Below are 17296 nucleotides of genomic sequence, written 5' to 3' on the forward strand. Positions count from 1 at the left end.
GTGTCCTTTGGCGCCTGGATTAGGGGAGCCGAGGCACGCTCACGGATCTCACCTTGTAAGCTCTCGCCGGGTGGTCGCGACCCTTGCTTGCGTTGCCAAGTTCGGTCCGGTTGGTTCGCGAAGTCGGTCTGCCTTGGGCTTTTGGTCTACCAGGGTCGCAACGTGTCTTGCCCAGCGTTCGAGCGCCTCGCGCATCTCGGCCGCATACCGAGCACGGTTGTACACGCCGGCAACGCCAGCCCGGTGGCCGCTGACGTGGTTTAGAATCACCTCCACGATGTGTGGAAACACGCCAAGCTGATCGGCCATCACCGTGGATGCCGATCTCCGAAGATCATGAACTGTCCAATTGGGCAGGGGTTCGCCTAGGGACTCCGCGATCCGCGCATCAAGCGCTGCCTTCGACTTTGACCAGCCGGAGAACCCGCGATGCGGGTCATCGCTGCGTCGGGGTCCGTCACCAAAGAGGAAGTCTCGGCCTTTTCGAGGGGGCGGGAGTAGGGCCAAGGCGGCGGGCACCAATGGCAGCAAGTGCTCGCGATGGTTCTTGGTCCGGGCGCCTGGCAGCGTCCAGAGCCCCGAAGCAGTATCGAGTTCGGCCCATTGCATGCTGCCTACTTCATCGCGGCGTTGGGCTGTGAGCAGCAACAAACGCACAATGCGCCCGTAATCGTCATCACCACAGGCATGCCAGACCGCCGATAGCTCTGTGTCGGTGAGGACCCGTTCGCGGCCTCCCGGCTGGGCGGGTCGATTGGTGCCGAGAACCGGGTTAGCGGGAATGTCGAGGCCCTCGCGAATAGCCCAGTTGAACATTGAGGACAGTGCCGTACGGGCGCGGGCGGCTGACACCGTCCCATGCGCTGATGCGATGTCAGCAACACGAGTTGAGATATGGCGGCGGGTGATCTGGAAAACCGAGACCGGATGCAGGGGTTTCCAACTGATCATCAAGTAGCGTTCTATCTCCGAATAGCTCCGGGGTTTCAGCCTTTGCTTGGCGTTCCTGAGATATTGATCCGCGATTGCCCGGAGTGTGTCAGCCGCCTGGAGGCGGGCTTTGGCTTTCTCATCCGCTGGGTCTTTGCCGCTGGCGACCAGGCCCAAAAGCCGCTTGGCCTCCCTGCGCGCAAGGTCGGGTGTCCAAGGAGCACCGTGAGGACCGATCGTCACAAAGCGCTGTCGACCGAACACCCGGTACTTGAGGACGTAAGTGGCTTGGTCGCGTTGACGCCGAACACCAAAACCCCGCACCGCTTCGCGGTGGTCGGCGTCCCAGATAGCTTCGCCCGGCTGGAGCGCTTGCACTGCGCGGATCGTGACATTCGAAACAGCCATCTATCGCCTCCGTAGCTACCACGTAGCTACCACAATAGCGCCAATTGTAGCGTAGCCAAGGCGAGGGACGGCGGCATTAGCTATTGATAATAAAGTAATTTTCGTACAGTGGGCAGGAGAAGCGTAGCCTCTTCGGCGGCCACATTCTATCTGTGGAACAGGAGGTCGGTGGTTCGAGCCCACCCAACTGTACCATCCACAATCATCACCCAGTAGGACGTCGCCAGCTGAGGCTATCGCGAGATCGCTCGCAGCTTCCTTGATCGCCGCCAGCGTGTCGTCTCGTCCGCTTGCACTTCTTCGTCGCATCACCCACACTCCGCGAAACGACGCCTTAACGATGCCTTAGTGCCACCTTGGGGGACGCATGGGGACCGCCGGTTCAAGGAGTTTTTTGTTTGCGTTGATGTCAGCCGCGCTTGCGGCGCTGTTGCTGCCCGGCCGGGGTGAGGCCTACACGCCCGACCAGCAGCAGGCCTGCACGCCGGATGCGTTCCGGCTCTGCGGTCCCGAGATTCCCGACGTCGATCGTATCACGGCCTGCATGATCAGGAACAAGGCGCAGCTGTCGCCGGCCTGCCGCGTGTTCTTCCGCGGCGGCCCCGAGCCGCGTGAGGCGAGCGAGCGCGAGGAGCAGCGGCCGGTCGCAGTCAAGCGGAAGGTCCACAAATCGCACAAGGCGAAGAAGTCCACGCACTGACCCGGTTCCGATTGCGCGCACGCAAGTATCGCTCGCTTGCTGCGTTGTCTTCACGCGAACCGACGTCACTTCTCGCGCAGGATCGTTTGGCCGCGATTTCAAGGCTGCGATGCGCGACAGACTGACGCCTTGTGACGCTGTCACGCAGCATCATCTCTTGGGCTTGTGTTGTTTGCCAAATCCGTTCCCGCCTGTGGAACGGACGGAGTGGGACGCGTGAGCGAATTCTACCAGCAAGAGATCGATCGGCACTTCGCCTGGTTCGAGGCCAAGCTTCCGGACAAGCCGGCGCGCTTCGTCGCGTGGCTGCGCAAGCCGTCGTCGCGCTATGTGCGGATTCCGCTCGCGATCCTCCTGATCATCGGCGGCATCTTCAGCTTCCTGCCGGTGCTCGGACTCTGGATGCTGCCGCTCGGACTCCTTTTGTTCGCGCAGGATGTGCCGTTCTTGCAGAAACCGACGGCGCAATTGCTCGGCTGGATCGAGCGCAAATGGATCGCGCGTGAGCGCGCCAAAACTGCCGAAAAGCGCTAGGCGTGAGTCATATCAAACGCTTAGCGCTTCCATTTGCGGTTGCGTCATCAGTATGGTGTGACTCAAAAAGCAAAATGCGCCGGTAATCTTGGCCACTTTGCGGATTGCAAGAAATTTTTTCTTTCGCGAATCAGCGTGCTGATTCATTTTCGCCTCCTGGGGTCAATCTGGAGGCCAACGTATGAACGTGATTGTTTTCGCTTCGCGTAAGGGGGGCTCGGGAAAAAGTACCCTGGCAGCTCACCTCGCCGCGCAAGTGCACAAGGCAACGAAGCCCTGTCTGCTGATCGATGCCGATCCGCAGGGCTCGCTGACGCTCTGGCACAAGCTGCGCGGCACCAACGAGCCGGCGATCAAGACCGCGGTGAACTCGGTCAGCGGGATCATTGCGCAAGCCAAGCGCGACGGCATCGAGTGGGTGTTCATCGACACGCCGCCGAACCTGTCGGCCGTGGTCGACGACTCCATCAAGAACGCCACCATGGTGATCATTCCGGCGCGGCCCGGCGTGTTCGACGTCAACGCGGTGCAGGAAACGATTCAGACCTGCCGCTCGATGCGCAAGCCCTATGCCGTCGTGATCAACGGCGCGCCCGCGCAGCGTGACGGCGCCGAAAGCCGCATCGTCGCGATCGCGCGCGAGGCGCTGGCGAAATTCCGCGCACCGGTGTGGAGCGGCCAGATCACCAACCGCGCCGATCTTCTGATGGCGCTCGGCCAGGGTGAAGGCGCCCGCGAATATTACGCGGAAGGCCGCGCCGCGGCCGAGATCAATCGGCTGTGGGCCGCGATCGAACGTTCGATCAAGGCGATCCGCGGCACGGCGTCGGCGTCCGGCGCGATGCACAAGCAGGCGGCGTAACAACGCCGCCTTGGTTCGGACTGGAAAGAACGCGCGGGTCCCGCGCGTTTTTTATCGTCGTCGTCATTGCGAGGAGCGAAGCGACGAAGCAATCCATGTCTCCGCAAGAGCCAGCGTGGATTGCTTCGTGGAGCCTGCCATCGGGCGCGCGTTCGCGCGACCCGTTGGCTCGCAATGACGGAGCAGGTGGCGTTACGCCACCATCAGCAGATAGAACACGATCACCGGCGCCAGGGTCAGGATCACCGACCAGATGCCGACAGCCCATAGAATATCCTCGGTCGTGAAGCCCGGCGCGGTGCCCGGCCTCACGGCAATAAAACCATTCCTGGAAGTCACGACGCCCCCGCGTTGGTCTTGGCAATGCAGGGGGTGATACGCGAGCGGATTTAAGATCCCGGCTGGAATTTCGCTGGCATTTGCGCGCGGGGACTACTTCGGATTAACCACGGCATGGGCGGCAGGCCTCCGGCTGGAGGCTGAGCCTCAGTGCATTCCCGCATCGCGATCGCGGATCGCGCCGAGATGCTCGTTGATCCGGAACACGATCAGGATGAACTCGGCGATGATGCGCGAGAACACGATGCCGACGAAGACGCTGGCGATCGACGCAAGCAACTGGATGAAGCCGACGAACGGGCTGATCGCCATCGCCGTGAGGCTCCACAGGATGCCGGAGATCCCGAACAGCACGATGACCGCGATCACCAGCCAGTAGAACGTCTTGATGATCGTGGGCGTGATGAAGCGGTCCCACTGAAACAGATCCTGGAAATCGAACATCATGGTTCTCCCGGCCAGCCGAAATATGATTCGCGTCTCGTTCATCCTACTGCGTCACCCCCGGCGTGATCACTTCGTCCCGGGAGCCTGCGGGGAGGCGTCCATCGGGACGAGGCGTTTCGCCGGGCCAATGGGTACGGGACGGCGCCAAAGCGCCTCCGCGACCTGTGGGATCGATACCGCAGGAGCCCAATCGGTCCCGCCAAAGGCGCGCCCAGGACCGGGCGCCGGCAGTCCAGGGGCGAGCTATGCGAGTGGGCCGGTTGTGATTGCTGCAAATAACGGCCACAATCGGGCTTCCCTCCGGCATATCCTCACCCAATGACCACGCTGACCTTCGAAGACTTCAAGCCCGGCCGTTTCGGCACGTTCGGCCCGCGCCATGTTTCACGCGAGGAAATCCTCGCCTTTGCCGCTGAGTTCGACCCGCAGCCGATGCATCTCGACGAGGAGGCGGCGAAGAAATCCATGCTGCGCGGCCTGTCGGGCTCCGGCTGGCATCTCGGCTCGCTGATGATGCGAATGCTGTTCGACGGTTTCATCGGCCGCACCGCCTCGCTCGGCTCGCCCGGGGTCAACGAGATGCGCTGGGTGGCGCCGCTGCGTCCGGGCGACGATTTGACGCTGGACGTCGACGTGGTCGAGGCGCGCGTCTCGAAGAGCCGGCCGGAGACCGGCATCGTCACCTTCAAGGGCACGATCCGCAACGCGCGCGGCGAGATGCTGTGCGAGATGGAGTCGCCGATCATCGTCAGCCGCCGGGACGGCGCAGGCGCAGGTAACTAATAAGATGCGTTTCTTTGAAGATATCGAGATCGGGGCGCGGCGCGAGTTCGGCGCCTTCACCTTCACCGCCGAGGACATCAAGCGCTTCGCCGCGCAGTTCGATCCGCAGCGCTTCCATCTCGACGAGGAGGAGGGGCGCAACTCGCTGTTCGGCGGGCTCGCCGCGTCAGGCTGGCATGTCGCCAGCGTCTGCATGAAGCTCCTGGTAGCCGACGGCAAGCGGCTCGCCGCCGAAGCCGCCGCGCGCGGTGAGGAGGTCGCGGTCTGGGGACCCTCGCCGGGCTTCCGCGAGCTGCGCTGGATCCGCCCGGTGCTGGCCGGCGATACCATCAGCTTCGCCAACCAGGTCGAGACCAAGCGCACGTCCGAGAAGCGGCCCGAATGGGGCATCCTTCAGGCGCGCAACACTGGCGTCAATCAGCGCAATGAGGTGGTGTTCTCGTTCCTCGCGACCGCCTTCGTGCCGCGCCGGAATCCCGGTTCCTGATGTTGCCCCCACGCCTCTGATGTTGCACGGACGCCATGGTGGCAGACTAAGTCTGCCGCCGACGCAGTTGTGCGTTGCGTGGAACTCATTTTTTGCTAACGCATTTTGAACCTTTGTCCCTGCCTTATGTTTGAGGGCACGGACATCCGGGCAAGCACCACTGGGGATACCATGGCAGATCGCAGCGCGCTGAAACTCGTCGGAATTATCTTCGCGACGGTAACGGTTGTCGTGATGCTGGCAACCGGAATGGTCGTGAAGGGTTTTGCCGACGGCAATTATTCCTTCGAGACCACCGCGAGCATCGATCGCTGATCGACCGTCTGTAACTCCGGGCGCTGCCGGCAGCGCCCAATGCGCGCATTTGCGCTTATCAATGTGACCCCTCGGCAGGCCGCGTCACACTTCTTTCAGAAGCTTCTTGATTGGGCATCATCTCTTCATTGGGCATCATCTCTTCGGAAGGCGGCTTCGCACTTTGCGATAACGCGGCCCTTCGGGCTTGGGGCATGCCCTTAGCGATTCCAGATCAGCACCATCACCACGGTCGCCGCGGCCAGGATGCCTATGAACCGGATCATGATCGTGCCGATGCCCTGCTGCGGCTGGCGCAGCGGAATGGGATCGGCGTTATCCGGCCGGACGCTCTGCATGAATTCTCTCCAAATGGATGCCGCGCCAGGCGCGGTCCGGACACGAATTCCGGATTGGACGCGGGCTCGGCACCGAAAGTTCAAATCGGCTTCTGCAAGAATTGACGCCGCGGAGTTTACACCGCGCTGAATAACGAAACGTTCCGCGTTGAATCCGCCACGCAAAATGAAGCCGCCGCCTCCTGGTCGGGAGGCGGCGGCGCCGGATTGTTGAATTGATCAGTATCAGCTGTTGCGCAGGCCGTCGGCGGCGCGCTTCCACTGCGAGACGTTGTCGGCGATCATCCGCGTCGACTTCATCGCGGCCTGGCTGAGCTGGGCATAGCCGGAGATCTCGCGCTGGACGCGCTGGCCCTCGGCATGCAGCAGGTCTCGCAGGCTCTCGAGCTCGCCGATCAGCTTCTCGATCTCGGCGAGCGAGGTGCCGGCGACGCGCTGGATCAGCGAGTTGACGTTGCTGACGGTGGCATCGGTGTTGGTGTCGGTCGGCGCGGTCTCCGGGCTCGCCACCGGCCGGCGCAGATAGGCAATATCGTTGCGCACGAAATCGCGGATGCCGGCTTCGACTTCCGAGACCGCAGCGAGGTTGGTGTCGACCTCGGACGTCGCCTCTGTGGCTTCCTCGGTACGGTTGGTGGCGTTCATCGGCTTTCCCCTGGTTCGCAATAGCGAAGCGCGGCTTGTCCCCCGCACGACGAATTGATGAAGTTACGGACCTATCAGTGCCGCCGAATTTGACCGCATCTGGGCCAAGTTGGGGCAATGCCTGATCATTAGCGCGACAGGGCTAACAGATCGTTCACCATGAGTGCTTGTAGCCGGCGCCGATGCTCTTGTTGATCGTGCCCTGGGCGGTCTCGCCGACCGAGCCCGAGACGGTGACGCCGTCGAACAGCTTCTGCTCGGCGCCGATCCGGCGCAGCCACCGGTCGTCGGAGGTCGACGACAGCGTCTGGCCTGCGGTGATGCTGGTGCCGGTGTCGGTAACGGACAGCCGTGCTGACTGATCGGTGTCGTAGCTGTGCGAGGGGGTGCCGATGATGCCGGGCACCGGGACCACGCCCTGCTGGATCAAATTATAGCCGCCCTGCAGCGTCAGCGAATATTGCTCCGACAGCGGGACCGACTTGCTCAGGGAGGTGCCGACCTTGCTCTGGTCGCGCCGGGATCGACCCGCGCCTCGACCGAGGTCTTGTCCCAGATCGACGCCACGCCGGGCGCGGACATCGAAGCCCAGGCCGAGCCGCCGGATTGCGGCGGGCTGCCGCCATTGGCGAGCCGCTCCGACAATTGCTCCGACGCCGTCGTCGCACCCGGTTTGGCGACCGTCATGTCGGCGCCGACGCGAGTGTCGAGGAACGGCGAGATCGACTGCTTGACCGACACCGCCGCCGAGCCGTTGGCGTTGTTGTTGGTGGTCCAGGACGGATCGTTGCCGGCGACGCTGCCGCGCTTGGCCGCGCTCTTCGGCGCCAGCGTGGGCAGGCTGGTGGAATCGGTGTCGAGCTGGCTCCAGTCGAGCTTGCTCTGGTCGATGTCCTTCAGGATGTCGGCGTCATTGGCGTCGGCCGCCGGCGGCGCCTCTTCGGCCTCGGCGCTGTCGGCCGGAGTGTCCTTTGCGGCGTCTTTCGCAGTCTCCTGGACGGCGGGAGCGATCTGCCATGGTGAGCTCTGGGCGCCGGCCGAAAACGTGATCGCCACGCTGAAGCCGGCCGCCAGCACCGGCAGCCTCGCCCAGCTAAATCGCAATGTGGAAGTCATTCCCAGTCCGCAAATTCCAAAGCGGCAGCATGCATTTGCCGTAGCGCAAAATTGCGGCAGCGGCATCGCGAAAGCAAGTGATAGACACGTGATCGTCATGTCCGGGACCAGCGCGCGCGTTGGCGCGTCGCGCCGCCCGGGCGCGACCGTTCGGGGCTGGCAAAACAGGCCGCGGCTGCCGGGGCGCCTTGACGAAGGCGCCGCCCCGGACATGACGAAGGCGTGAAATCAGGAAGCCGTCAGACCGCGATGCGCGGCAGATGGATCGGGTAGCCGACGGTCTGCTCGACCAGGTCGAAGCTGTCGACCAGCACGCGGAAGCTCGTCAGCTTGCCGGCCTTGAACCGCGCGAAATGCGCGATCCTGAGCGAGATCGGCTTGTTGGAGTCGAGCGCCGTCAGCGAGTAGCGCAGCATCGAGGCCGCGGAATCCACGCCAAGCATGATCGACTCCCGGTCGAAGCGGTGCACCCGCAGGTTCTCGCCGATCTGCCTGATCACCTCGAGCACGGCGGCCTTGCCGCGGCGCGAGCCGAAGAAGGAAAACAGGTCGATCGGCCCGTAGATGGCCCATTCGACCTCGTCATCGAGCATGAGCTCGATGTCTGCAAGCTGGCGTTCGTTGATCGCGCGATGCAATGCGCGCGAAAAACGCCAGAGGCTATGCTCTGTCATTTTGGTCTCGTCCTGAAACTGGATTTTCAAAGCAAACGAATGGCAGGCGGTCAGCGCCGACGCCTTGCCAGGTTGCTGCACATCGCTATTGCCGGCTGAAATAGTGCGGAACGGCCAAAACGCAAATGACTTTTTTGCAATGCACAATTGCGCCGGATCTGACCGGAATGTGACCGCCCGCACGCAGAACCCGGTCCCGGTGGAATCGGAACGGGGGTTCTAGATCCCAGTTTGACGCGTTTTCTCGACGCGAACCGGCATCCACGTCGTCCGAAGACGCTCCGGCCAGCGCAATTCAGCGGTCGCGCTGCCGCACCGGCTGCCGTTCGATCACGATCTCGGCGTCGCGGATCGCCACCACGGCGAACAGCAGCGCACCGCCGATGCCGCCGATCGCGGCGCCGAGCGGCATGAAGGTGAAGAACACCAGCGTTCCGCTGTCGAGACCTGAGGTTCTGGCCATTCCGATCCAGGTGAGCCCGGCTCCGATGCCGAGAGCGGCGCCGCCGAGGGCGCCCAGTGCAAGGCCAAGCACAGCGAGCAATGCGACTTTCATGGTGATTCCAGCCCCGACCGCAACAAGCCCAGTGATAGGTCAGCGGCCGGCCTTCGAGGTTCAACGCAGTCGTCGCGAATTTGCCGGGCGGGGTGCCGGAATGCATTGCCGCAGTTTCAGGGAAGCTAGTCCGCGTTCTGTCCGGTCAGCGCTGCCGCGACATCACGCTCCAGCACCTGCTGGACGAGGTCGAATGTGTCGATGATCTCGCGGATCTCGGTGATCTTGCCGTCGCGCAGCGTATAGAACACCGCGACGTCGAACTGCACCACGCGCCGGTTGGTGCGCTTGCGGAAGAACACGCGGAGCTGCGCCGCGACCTTGTCGCCTTCGGCCACCACGATCGGCGCTTCATAGCGCATGTCGGAATAGCGCTCGTGGATCGTCGTCCACATCTGGCGCAGCGCGGCTTTGCCGCGGTGCTGGCCCATATGCGGGAGAATGTCGATCGGGGCGTTGGCAAGGAACGCGACGTCGTCGCTGCAGCGCTCGAGCGCGCCCTCGATGCCGCCGGCATAATAGACATCGAGGAAGTTCAGGACGCGTTGCCGGTTCAAATCCTCGCCCATGATCGACTCCGCCGGTTCCATCCGACTCGCCTTTGATCTGCCTTCGCCCACATTCTGAACCGAAGCGTTCCACAATCAAACACATGTTTGACGCGCGAAACGCGATTAGGTTCGACAACCAGTGCGTGCATTGTGGCACACATTGCAGGGAGAGCCGGGCAGCGCCGCGCCGATCGCGTCTCGTAGACGTGAAACGCGCGGCGGCAGGTGACCTCGAATTAATGAAACCTCCGCGCGGACCCCCGGTTGGACTCGCACGGGCGACGCATCCACGACCAGGAGTTCCTGATGAGAAACACCGTGCCGCTTGCTGTCGCCGTCATGCCGGTTGCCACCAAATAGCCAATCAAGAGCGCGCGCCGCGCGACGGTGAGCCGGCGCTGGCGCCGGTCGAGGCCTTGAGCTCCTCCGGGGCCGGCCGGTGAGATCGCGCCGGCTCGCTGTCGCGGCGCGCTAATCGGCCGGCGCAGCCTCTACTCCGTCGGCGCGGCCTTGCCGGTCATAAGGTCGATGATGAACCGCTTCTTCCTCTCCGAACCCTCCGGCACAAAGGCCTCGCCGGCCTGGAGGTCGTAATAGAGCTCCTTCGACTTCGGAAAGCCCTCGCCGCAGGCGGTGCGGATGGTCTCGTCGTCGGCGTAGTCGACGTCGACCGCGACGGTGTTGCGGCGGGGGCCGGCGGCGAGGTTGGAGAGACCGAAATATTTCGGGCCCTCGTTGCACATCACGACGTTGGCGCCATAGGCGCTGACCGCATCCTCGGCCCGGAGCAGGAAGTCCGGCGTGATCGCGATCCCCTTGCCGGGCTTGCTGGCAAACTCCATCCGCGCCACCGCGCTTTCGAGGATGCCCTGGCCCATGTGACCGACCGTGCAGACCAGCGCGTCCTGCTGCGTGTCCTTGGCCACAACGATGCAGTCGTGGCCTTGCGCGCCGGGCAGGAAGCGCAAGAAACGGGTGGCAAAGCGGGTGGCCTTGCCGTCCTGCTCGAACAGCGCGACGCCGCCGAAATCGGTCGCGTGCGGCTCGCACTCGCTTTCATAGTTCACGACAAGTAGCGCGCTGCCCGCGGCGAGGAAGCGTCCGGCGTAACGCTCCTTGGTCAGCTTGACGTCGCACGCCCGGCCGCTGGGATAGGATTTCGCCCGCGTGCAGGTCGATCCCTTGATGTTGGCGCTCGCGCAGAATGTCGCGAGCAGCGCGCGGTCGCTGTCCTCTGCGCGGGCAGGGCTTGAGATGAACAGGCTGGAGATGAACTGGCTGGCGACGAACAGGATCGCTGCGCCAAGCGCCGGCGCGAGCAGGGCGATATGTGATGTCCGCATGATCTTCAAAACACTGTCCGCAATGCGGCGGCATTTAGAGCATGATCGAGGGCTGTGCGCAGCGCATTTCTGCGGCGAAGCGGCGGGAACCGGCAGGGTGGCTCGGCCGTTGATGCCTGACAATTCCATTGGAGCCGCATCATGAAATCCATTCTTATCGCATCCATTATTGCCGTCAGTGCGCTTGCCGCAACTTCGCCCGCCGACGCCAAGGGCTGCATCAAGGGCGCGGTCGTCGGCGGTGTCGCCGGTCACTATGCCGGCCATCACGGCATGCTCGGCGCGGCCGCCGGATGCCTCTACGGCCGCCATCACGCCAAGGAGCAGGAACGTCAGCGCCAGCAGCAACCGGCGCAGCCTTCGCAGCAGGAGAAGCTGTAAGGTACGGTCCATTGTGAAGTCGCGTTTCCGGAACGCGCCCGCGGGGGCGGCGTTGTCTTGTTGTGTAACGGAGACGATGATGACGAAACCAAAAACCAAGACCATCCAGCCCGTTCCCGACGACAACAAGAGCCACAAGGGCCCCGGCAGCACCCCCGGCGTTCCCCTCGACACCACCAAGGGTCATCGCGACGACGAAAAGCACAACATCCGCGAGCAGGCCGCGCACGGCAATCTGACCCAGAACACCAGCAACCGGCGGTCGGGGTAGGGTGCAACGGCGCCACATCTTCGATGTCGTCCTGGCGAAAGCCAGGACCCATAACCACCGCTATAGCTTATTGAGGGAGTCTGGCCCCAGCGTCGCGCAACAATGCACATCTGGGGTAATGGGTCCTGGCTTTCGCCAGGACGACGATGGGAATCCGATTCACCTGTCAAACAGCGCACTCGCTGTCATCACCCGTGCATGCGGGTGATCCAGTATTCCAGAGGCCGTGGTGCTTGAATCGAGAGGCCACGGCGTACTGGATCGCCCGGTCGAGCCGGGCGATGACAGATGAGTGTGGGATACAGCTTCGCATTCTCGCGGCGCGTTTCGCCCGAGCTTTGCATTTCGTTTGCCCTCCGTCTGAACAGAGGGCGCAGGGAAGACCGGGTGCCGATCGCACCCATGGGCCCCGTGCAATGGGTAGAAAGCACGGGGGTAGGACCACAGGTGTAACCGGAAACATCCCGGCCTTCCCTGCGCGATGGTAGTGCGGCTTACTTCGTGCTCTCCCCGGCGAGACTGGGCTTTGTTGTCACCGTCTCCGCAACGCGCACCGCGCAATTCGAGAGACACCTACCATGAGGGCGTCAGGACCACACGACTTCACCGTCCGCTTCACGCGCATTCGTCGACTGCGCATTCCGCGTCCACCGCATCTCACACCGCGTTCGTGACGATCGCGACCCGCCCCTCGTGTCGGGTGAGACGCGCACATTGAACATCTGAGTTGGGTCCCGCGTCAAGTCAAATTCCGAAAATCGGAATATGTCTGCCGCGGCCCGCTGCCGGCGTGACGCGCATCACGTCGCAGGCGGGCACGCGGGGCTAGATTGGCGGCATCGGATCACCCGATCGCCAAGGAAACGCCGCCATGAACGCCATCGCCGCACCGAAGTCACCCGCGCAGAACCGGCTGGAAGGCTTTGCGCTCACCGCCATGCTCCAGGGCCTGCCGATCTTCGCCGCCGCCGTGCTGGTGCTGAAGATCATGGACGCCCCGGAAATCGTCGGCGAACGCTATGGCGCCGCGATCTATGTCGTGCTCGCCTCGCTGGTCTATGCCGGGATCACGCCATGGCTCGCCGCGAGATTTCCGAACCGTCTCGCGCACGCCTACGCGCCGGTGTTCTTCGATGCGCAGCTGTCGTTTTCCGAGAAGATCGCGCAGTGGCGGAGTCAGCCCACGGTCTCTCTGCAGCTGATGACCACGATGATCATGATGTCGCTGCTGGCGGTTGCAGTGGTGAGTGCAGGCTGAGCTTGCGCATCACCGCCGATCGGTGAGCCGAGTCGATACTTCCAGCGCCGCGTCCTGAAAGGCGACGCGCCGAAAGGCGATGTTAGCTACCATGCGGCGTTCGATGTCGCCTGATGTGGCGCCGCGGGTGCGACCTCCGTTTCCACGACGGCCCTTGTCGTGATAACAACCCGCATCAACGATAGCCCGCGGCTTCAGCCAAAGCCATCTTCCGGGGCGTGGATGTCATTCGCGGACTTACACCTTCTGAAGCTGTTTTGGGGCAAGATCTTCGCGGCGATCTTTCTTGTGCTTGTTCTGCTGTTCGCGAAGAACGCAATCTGGGCGCGCGGTATCAAGTACAACTGGTTTGCCGTCGTGGCGTCGTTTCTGGCGATCGGCCTCGCGATCTATGTAGTGTTCTTCGTCCAGCCATAGCGCGTGTCGCCCGGCGATAGGGCCGATCAACAGAGCTGAGAAACTCGGCGCGCGTCGTGCCCTACCGCTTCTTCCACCCGCCCCGCTTGCCCGGTGCCCCACCGCTCGACCGCGGCGACGGGCCGAACTCCGGCCCCGACTGCCGCGAGTCCGTCGGCTGGATGATGCGGCTGGTGGTGCCGAACGGTTTTGCCGGCAGCGCGCCGCCCGGGCGGAACGGCAGCGATTCCGGGCCGTGCATCTCGTCGAGATCGGGCTTGTGCACGCGTGAGCCGGACTTGCCGGTGCGGCCCGCCTTGAGCGAGGTCTGTGCCGACTTGTTCTTCAGCGCGCTGACCGGCAGATTGGCGGCATCACCGTATTTCCTGGTGCCGGCATAGGCGCCGGCCTGCTTCTGCACGTTGCGCTGCTTGGCGGTGGGGTCGTCGACCACGGCCATCTCGGTGGCGCGCAGTCGCTTGACCTCGTCGCGCAGGCGGGCGGCCTCCTCGAAGTTCAGATCGGCGGCGGCCTCGCGCATCCTGGTTTCGAGGTCGCTGAGAACGGCCTCGAAATTGTGTCCGATGCTGATGACGTCATCAGCCATGCCGCCGTCGCCGATCTCGACCAGCACGTGGTCGCGCTCGTAGACCGAGTTGAGGATGTCGCCGATCGACTTCTTGACGCTCTCCGGCGTGATGCCGTGGGCCTCGTTGTACTCGACCTGCTTCTCGCGGCGCCGATTGGTCTCCGCGATCGCCCGCTCCATCGAGCCGGTCATCCCGTCGGCATAAAGGATCACCTTGCCGTCCACGTTGCGCGCGGCGCGGCCGATGGTCTGGATCAGCGAGGTCTCGCTGCGCAGAAAACCTTCCTTGTCGGCGTCGAGGATCGCGACCAGCGCGCATTCGGGAATGTCGAGGCCTTCGCGCAACAGGTTGATGCCGACCAGCGCGTCGAACGCGCCGAGGCGAAGGTCGCGGATGATCTCGATCCGCTCGATGGTGTCGATATCGCTGTGCATGTAGCGGACCCGGATGCCCTGCTCGTGAAGATATTCGGTGAGGTCTTCGGCCATCCGCTTGGTGAGCACCGTGACCAGCGAGCGATAGCCGGCCGCGGCCGTCGCGCGCACCTCGCCGACGAGATCGTCGACCTGGGTGCGGGCCGGACGGATGTCCACCGGCGGATCGATCAACCCGGTCGGGCGGATCACCTGCTCGACGAACACGCCGCCGCTTTCGTTCAGCTCCCAGCCGCTCGGCGTCGCCGACACCGCGACGGTCTGCGGCCGCATCATGTCCCATTCCTCGAAGCGAAGCGGGCGGTTGTCCATGCAGGAGGGCAGGCGGAAGCCGTATTCGGCCAACGTCGCCTTGCGGCGGAAGTCGCCGCGGAACATGCCGCCGATCTGCGGCACGGTGACGTGGCTCTCGTCGGCGAATACCAGCGCGTTGTCGGGCACATATTCGAACAGCGTCGGCGGCGGCTCGCCGGGGCGGCGGCCGGTAAGGTAGCGCGAATAGTTCTCGATGCCGGCGCAGCTGCCGGTCGCTTCCATCATCTCGAGGTCGAAGGTGGTGCGTTGCTCGAGTCGCTGCGCTTCCAGCAGCCGGCCCTGGTCGTTGAGCTGGTCGAGCCGGATCTTCAACTCCGATTTGATCGACTTGATCGCCTGCACCAAGGTCGGGCGCGGCGTCACATAGTGCGAATTGGCGTACATCTTGATGAATTCGAGCTCGTCCTGCTTGTGGCCGGTGAGCGGATCGAACTCCTCGATGGTCTCGATGGTGTCGCCGAACAGGTTCACGCGCCAGGCGCGGTCCTCATAGTGCGCCGGGAAGATGTCGATGACGTCGCCGCGGACGCGGAAGGTGCCGCGGGTAAAGTCGGCCTGGGTGCGCTTGTATTGCAGCGCGACCAGGTCGGCGATCAATTGCCGCTGGTCGATGCGCTCGCCCTTCTTCAGCGCGAAGGTCATCGCGGTGTAGGTCTCGACCGAGCCGATACCGTAGATGCAGGACACCGAAGCGACGATGATGACGTCATCGCGCTCGAGCAGCGCGCGCGTCGCCGAGTGGCGCATGCGGTCGATCTGCTCGTTGATCGAGGAATCCTTCTCGATATAGGTGTCGGTGCGCGGGACGTAGGCTTCCGGCTGGTAATAGTCGTAATACGAGACGAAATACTCGACCGCGTTGTCGGGGAAGAAGCTCTTGAACTCGCCATAGAGCTGGGCAGCCAGCGTCTTGTTCGGCGCCAGGATCAGCGCCGGGCGCTGCGTCGCCTCGATCACCTTGGCCATGGTGTAGGTCTTGCCCGAGCCGGTGACGCCGAGCAGCACCTGGGTGCGGTCGTTGCGCTCGATGCCTTCGACCAGCTCCGCGATCGCGGTCGGCTGGTCGCCCTTCGGCTCGTAGGACGATTTGATCTCGAACCGCACGCCGCCTTCGGATTTCTCCGGACGCGGCGGCCGGTGTGGGGTCCACACCCGCATCGAGCCGTCGTCCTTGCGGAACTCCGGGCGGCCGTCGCGGATCAGGTTTTCCAGCGCGTCGGCGGTGGCCTTGACGCCGAGTGCCTCCATCTTGCTGCGCGGCGGACGGGCGAGGGCCTCGTCATCGTCCTCGGCGGTCGGCAGGCCGAGCTGCCGCGCCAGTTCCGGATCGAGCGTCGGGATGGTGGCCGAGGTGCCGTAATTGGCCTGCGGGGCCTCCTCGAGGCCTGTGGCATCGCGCCTGGCGACACCCTCGCTGGTCTCGCGCGTCGACGCCCGCGCGCGGTGCGCTGCGGCCTCGCCGCCGGCGCGGCGGTCCCAGGAATTGTCCGGCGGCGGCTGCAGGCCGGTGCCCGAACCCATGCCGGCATCGCCGCGATTGATCGCGGGATTGAGCAATTCAGCCAGCGCCGGGCCGATCGGTTGGACCTCGGGCCGGTGTGCTTTGGATTTTGGGGTTTTGCCGGGCTTTTTCGGGGTGTTCGGTGTCTTCGCCATGGCCGGAATATGGGACGAGTCCGGCAGCGAGAAAAGGGCAAATGGCGGCTTGATCTAGGCGCAGGCGATGCTGCTGACAGCAGGGTGTCAGCAGAGTCTGCTGACTTTATCAGTCGCGATGCGCCCGCATCGGAACTCAGCTCCCTCCCCCGCTTGCGGGGGAGGGTTGGGGTGGTGGCTATCTCCGCGAGTCGTATCGCGGAGATGGCCCCCACCCGGCGCGCTGTGCGCACCGACCTCCCCCGCAAGCGGGAGAGGTTACACGGAGAACGCGGCGAGAGTTACGCGCGCGGCAGGTCGACGATGTCGAGATGGATCCCGCCGCAGCCGTCGCAGCGCATAGTCCAGTATTCGGCGGCACGACCGGGAATGACGCGCAGCAGCGATAGCCGGGCGGCGCATTCCGGGCAGCTGGTGCGGACCTGCGCCGGCCAGACCGGATCCGGCTCGCATTGCGGGACCACGGCGAGCACCACGTTGCCGGTCACACCGACGCTTCGGTTGCCGGCATCGTCATGCCATAGCGCTGTGGGAACCGGTCGATAGTTTGCTTCGCGTCGGCGATCGCCGCATCCGGATCGGACCACGCAAAGCCGATGTCGAGCATCGGAAACGGCATGCCATCGATGACGACCGGCCTTTGATCGACCCGTTGAATCCTGGCGTGCCATTGCCCCTTCCCCACTTCAAACGACTTGATCTCAAAACCGCTGTAGATCATGGCGACCTCGGGATGCCCTTCTCAAAGGAAGCACGGGCGCGCGGCGCCCTATGTGAACCAGATCACAAGTCGCGCGGTTTATTTCCGCGCTGCAAAGGAACCCGGCGATAAGGTGCGGTGAGATCGGGTTAAGCCGTCATCGCGACGGTAGTGCACTCCCTCTCCCGCTTGCGGGGGAGGGTTGGGGTGGGGTCTCTCCACGCGTCATATGGTGGAGGAAGCCCCCACCCGGATCGCATCTTCCGA

23 protein-coding genes and 1 pseudogene are annotated in these 17296 nt (G+C 63.9%); 10 read left to right on the plus strand and 14 right to left on the minus strand.

Annotated elements, in window-relative coordinates:
• Positions 1 to 48 precede the first annotated feature (48 nt).
• Positions 49 to 1338, minus strand: a complete 1290-nt coding sequence (locus tag AKN84_RS20435; protein WP_050422437.1) for a tyrosine-type recombinase/integrase — start codon at positions 1336 to 1338, stop codon at positions 49 to 51.
• Positions 1339 to 1744: 406 nt separating this feature from the next.
• Between AKN84_RS20435 and AKN84_RS20440 the strand changes: the two genes are divergently transcribed.
• Together AKN84_RS20440 and AKN84_RS20445 are read left to right on the plus strand one after the other, a co-directional pair.
• Positions 1745 to 2038: a hypothetical protein gene (locus AKN84_RS20440; RefSeq protein ID WP_050422438.1), complete on the plus strand. Its 294-nt coding sequence runs from the start codon at positions 1745 to 1747 to the stop codon at positions 2036 to 2038.
• Between the two features lie 207 nt (positions 2039 to 2245).
• Positions 2246 to 2572 carry a hypothetical protein gene (locus AKN84_RS20445; RefSeq protein WP_128971026.1) on the plus strand — a complete coding sequence of 109 codons (327 nt, stop codon included), beginning with the start codon at positions 2246 to 2248 and terminating at the stop codon, positions 2570 to 2572.
• Positions 2573 to 2584: 12 nt separating this feature from the next.
• On the opposite strand, the gene AKN84_RS50010 is transcribed toward AKN84_RS20445, so the two are convergent.
• Positions 2585 to 2719: a hypothetical protein gene (locus tag AKN84_RS50010; protein WP_283805529.1), complete on the minus strand. Its 135-nt coding sequence runs from the start codon at positions 2717 to 2719 to the stop codon at positions 2585 to 2587.
• A 34-nt stretch (positions 2720 to 2753) separates the two neighbouring features.
• Here AKN84_RS50010 and AKN84_RS20450 point away from each other — a divergent pair, with 34 nt between their 5' ends.
• Positions 2754 to 3434 (plus strand): ParA family protein, encoded by a 681-nt coding sequence (locus tag AKN84_RS20450; RefSeq protein WP_021081815.1) that lies wholly within the window; start codon positions 2754 to 2756, stop codon positions 3432 to 3434.
• Positions 3435 to 3626: 192 nt separating this feature from the next.
• Here the strand turns inward: AKN84_RS20450 and AKN84_RS48095 are convergent, their stop codons facing one another.
• Positions 3627 to 3773: a hypothetical protein gene (locus AKN84_RS48095; RefSeq protein ID WP_167351861.1), complete on the minus strand. Its 147-nt coding sequence runs from the start codon at positions 3771 to 3773 to the stop codon at positions 3627 to 3629.
• Between the two features lie 147 nt (positions 3774 to 3920).
• Positions 3921 to 4217 carry a DUF4282 domain-containing protein gene (locus AKN84_RS20455; protein WP_050422462.1) on the minus strand — a complete coding sequence of 99 codons (297 nt, stop codon included), beginning with the start codon at positions 4215 to 4217 and terminating at the stop codon, positions 3921 to 3923.
• 321 nt (positions 4218 to 4538) lie between these two features.
• Between AKN84_RS20455 and AKN84_RS20460 the strand changes: the two genes are divergently transcribed.
• From AKN84_RS20460 to AKN84_RS48100, 3 genes are all read left to right on the plus strand, one after another.
• Positions 4539 to 5003: a MaoC family dehydratase gene (locus AKN84_RS20460; protein ID WP_050422439.1), complete on the plus strand. Its 465-nt coding sequence runs from the start codon at positions 4539 to 4541 to the stop codon at positions 5001 to 5003.
• Positions 5004 to 5007: 4 nt separating this feature from the next.
• A complete protein-coding gene (locus tag AKN84_RS20465) occupies positions 5008 to 5490 on the plus strand; it encodes a MaoC family dehydratase (RefSeq protein WP_050422440.1) in 483 nt (160 codons plus the stop codon).
• A gap of 171 nt (positions 5491 to 5661) precedes the next feature.
• Positions 5662 to 5805, plus strand: a complete 144-nt coding sequence (locus tag AKN84_RS48100) for a hypothetical protein (protein WP_016841369.1) — start codon at positions 5662 to 5664, stop codon at positions 5803 to 5805.
• 200 nt (positions 5806 to 6005) lie between these two features.
• On the opposite strand, the gene AKN84_RS48105 is transcribed toward AKN84_RS48100, so the two are convergent.
• The 7 genes and pseudogenes from AKN84_RS48105 to AKN84_RS20500 all read right to left on the minus strand — a co-directional run bounded on the left by AKN84_RS48105 (position 6006) and on the right by AKN84_RS20500 (position 11028).
• Positions 6006 to 6143, minus strand: a complete 138-nt coding sequence (locus tag AKN84_RS48105) for a hypothetical protein (RefSeq protein ID WP_167350178.1) — start codon at positions 6141 to 6143, stop codon at positions 6006 to 6008.
• A 225-nt stretch (positions 6144 to 6368) separates the two neighbouring features.
• Positions 6369 to 6788 carry a hypothetical protein gene (locus AKN84_RS20475; protein ID WP_021081820.1) on the minus strand — a complete coding sequence of 140 codons (420 nt, stop codon included), beginning with the start codon at positions 6786 to 6788 and terminating at the stop codon, positions 6369 to 6371.
• A 154-nt stretch (positions 6789 to 6942) separates the two neighbouring features.
• Positions 6943 to 7904: pseudogene (locus tag AKN84_RS20480) on the minus strand (hypothetical protein).
• A gap of 239 nt (positions 7905 to 8143) precedes the next feature.
• Positions 8144 to 8578, minus strand: coding sequence for a nuclear transport factor 2 family protein (locus AKN84_RS20485; RefSeq protein ID WP_050422463.1), 435 nt, complete (start codon positions 8576 to 8578; stop codon positions 8144 to 8146).
• Positions 8579 to 8873: 295 nt separating this feature from the next.
• Entirely contained in the window at positions 8874 to 9134 is a 261-nt protein-coding gene (locus AKN84_RS20490; protein WP_050422442.1) for a hypothetical protein, read from the minus strand.
• A gap of 125 nt (positions 9135 to 9259) precedes the next feature.
• Positions 9260 to 9703, minus strand: coding sequence for a nuclear transport factor 2 family protein (locus tag AKN84_RS20495; RefSeq protein ID WP_050422464.1), 444 nt, complete (start codon positions 9701 to 9703; stop codon positions 9260 to 9262).
• A 473-nt stretch (positions 9704 to 10176) separates the two neighbouring features.
• Positions 10177 to 11028, minus strand: coding sequence for a hypothetical protein (locus AKN84_RS20500; protein ID WP_128971027.1), 852 nt, complete (start codon positions 11026 to 11028; stop codon positions 10177 to 10179).
• A gap of 141 nt (positions 11029 to 11169) precedes the next feature.
• Between AKN84_RS20500 and AKN84_RS20505 the strand changes: the two genes are divergently transcribed.
• From AKN84_RS20505 to AKN84_RS20520, 4 genes are all read left to right on the plus strand, one after another.
• On the plus strand, positions 11170 to 11409 hold the full coding sequence (locus AKN84_RS20505; protein WP_050422444.1) for a hypothetical protein: 240 nt from the start codon (positions 11170 to 11172) through the stop codon (positions 11407 to 11409).
• 79 nt (positions 11410 to 11488) lie between these two features.
• The gene (locus AKN84_RS20510) at positions 11489 to 11680 is read left to right on the plus strand and encodes a hypothetical protein (protein ID WP_244485328.1); all 192 of its coding nucleotides are present in this window, start codon (positions 11489 to 11491) and stop codon (positions 11678 to 11680) included.
• An 871-nt stretch (positions 11681 to 12551) separates the two neighbouring features.
• On the plus strand, positions 12552 to 12938 hold the full coding sequence (locus tag AKN84_RS20515; RefSeq protein ID WP_050422446.1) for a hypothetical protein: 387 nt from the start codon (positions 12552 to 12554) through the stop codon (positions 12936 to 12938).
• A gap of 222 nt (positions 12939 to 13160) precedes the next feature.
• Entirely contained in the window at positions 13161 to 13355 is a 195-nt protein-coding gene (locus tag AKN84_RS20520; RefSeq protein WP_050422447.1) for a hypothetical protein, read from the plus strand.
• A 61-nt stretch (positions 13356 to 13416) separates the two neighbouring features.
• Here AKN84_RS20520 and uvrB read toward each other — a convergent pair whose 3' ends face one another.
• From uvrB to AKN84_RS20535, 3 genes are all read right to left on the minus strand, one after another.
• The gene (gene uvrB / locus AKN84_RS20525; protein WP_050422448.1) at positions 13417 to 16329 is read right to left on the minus strand and encodes an excinuclease ABC subunit UvrB; all 2913 of its coding nucleotides are present in this window, start codon (positions 16327 to 16329) and stop codon (positions 13417 to 13419) included.
• 281 nt (positions 16330 to 16610) lie between these two features.
• The gene (locus tag AKN84_RS20530; protein ID WP_430649919.1) at positions 16611 to 16817 is read right to left on the minus strand and encodes a hypothetical protein; all 207 of its coding nucleotides are present in this window, start codon (positions 16815 to 16817) and stop codon (positions 16611 to 16613) included.
• Complete coding sequence (locus AKN84_RS20535; protein ID WP_050422449.1) at positions 16814 to 17050, minus strand: hypothetical protein; 237 nt, start codon at positions 17048 to 17050, stop codon at positions 16814 to 16816. The genes AKN84_RS20530 and AKN84_RS20535 overlap by 4 nt, the downstream gene beginning before the upstream one ends.
• Between the last annotated feature and the right edge of the window lie 246 nt (positions 17051 to 17296).

The organism is Bradyrhizobium tropiciagri (assembly GCF_001189845.1).
Taxonomy (GTDB): Bacteria; Pseudomonadota; Alphaproteobacteria; order Rhizobiales; family Xanthobacteraceae; genus Bradyrhizobium; species Bradyrhizobium tropiciagri.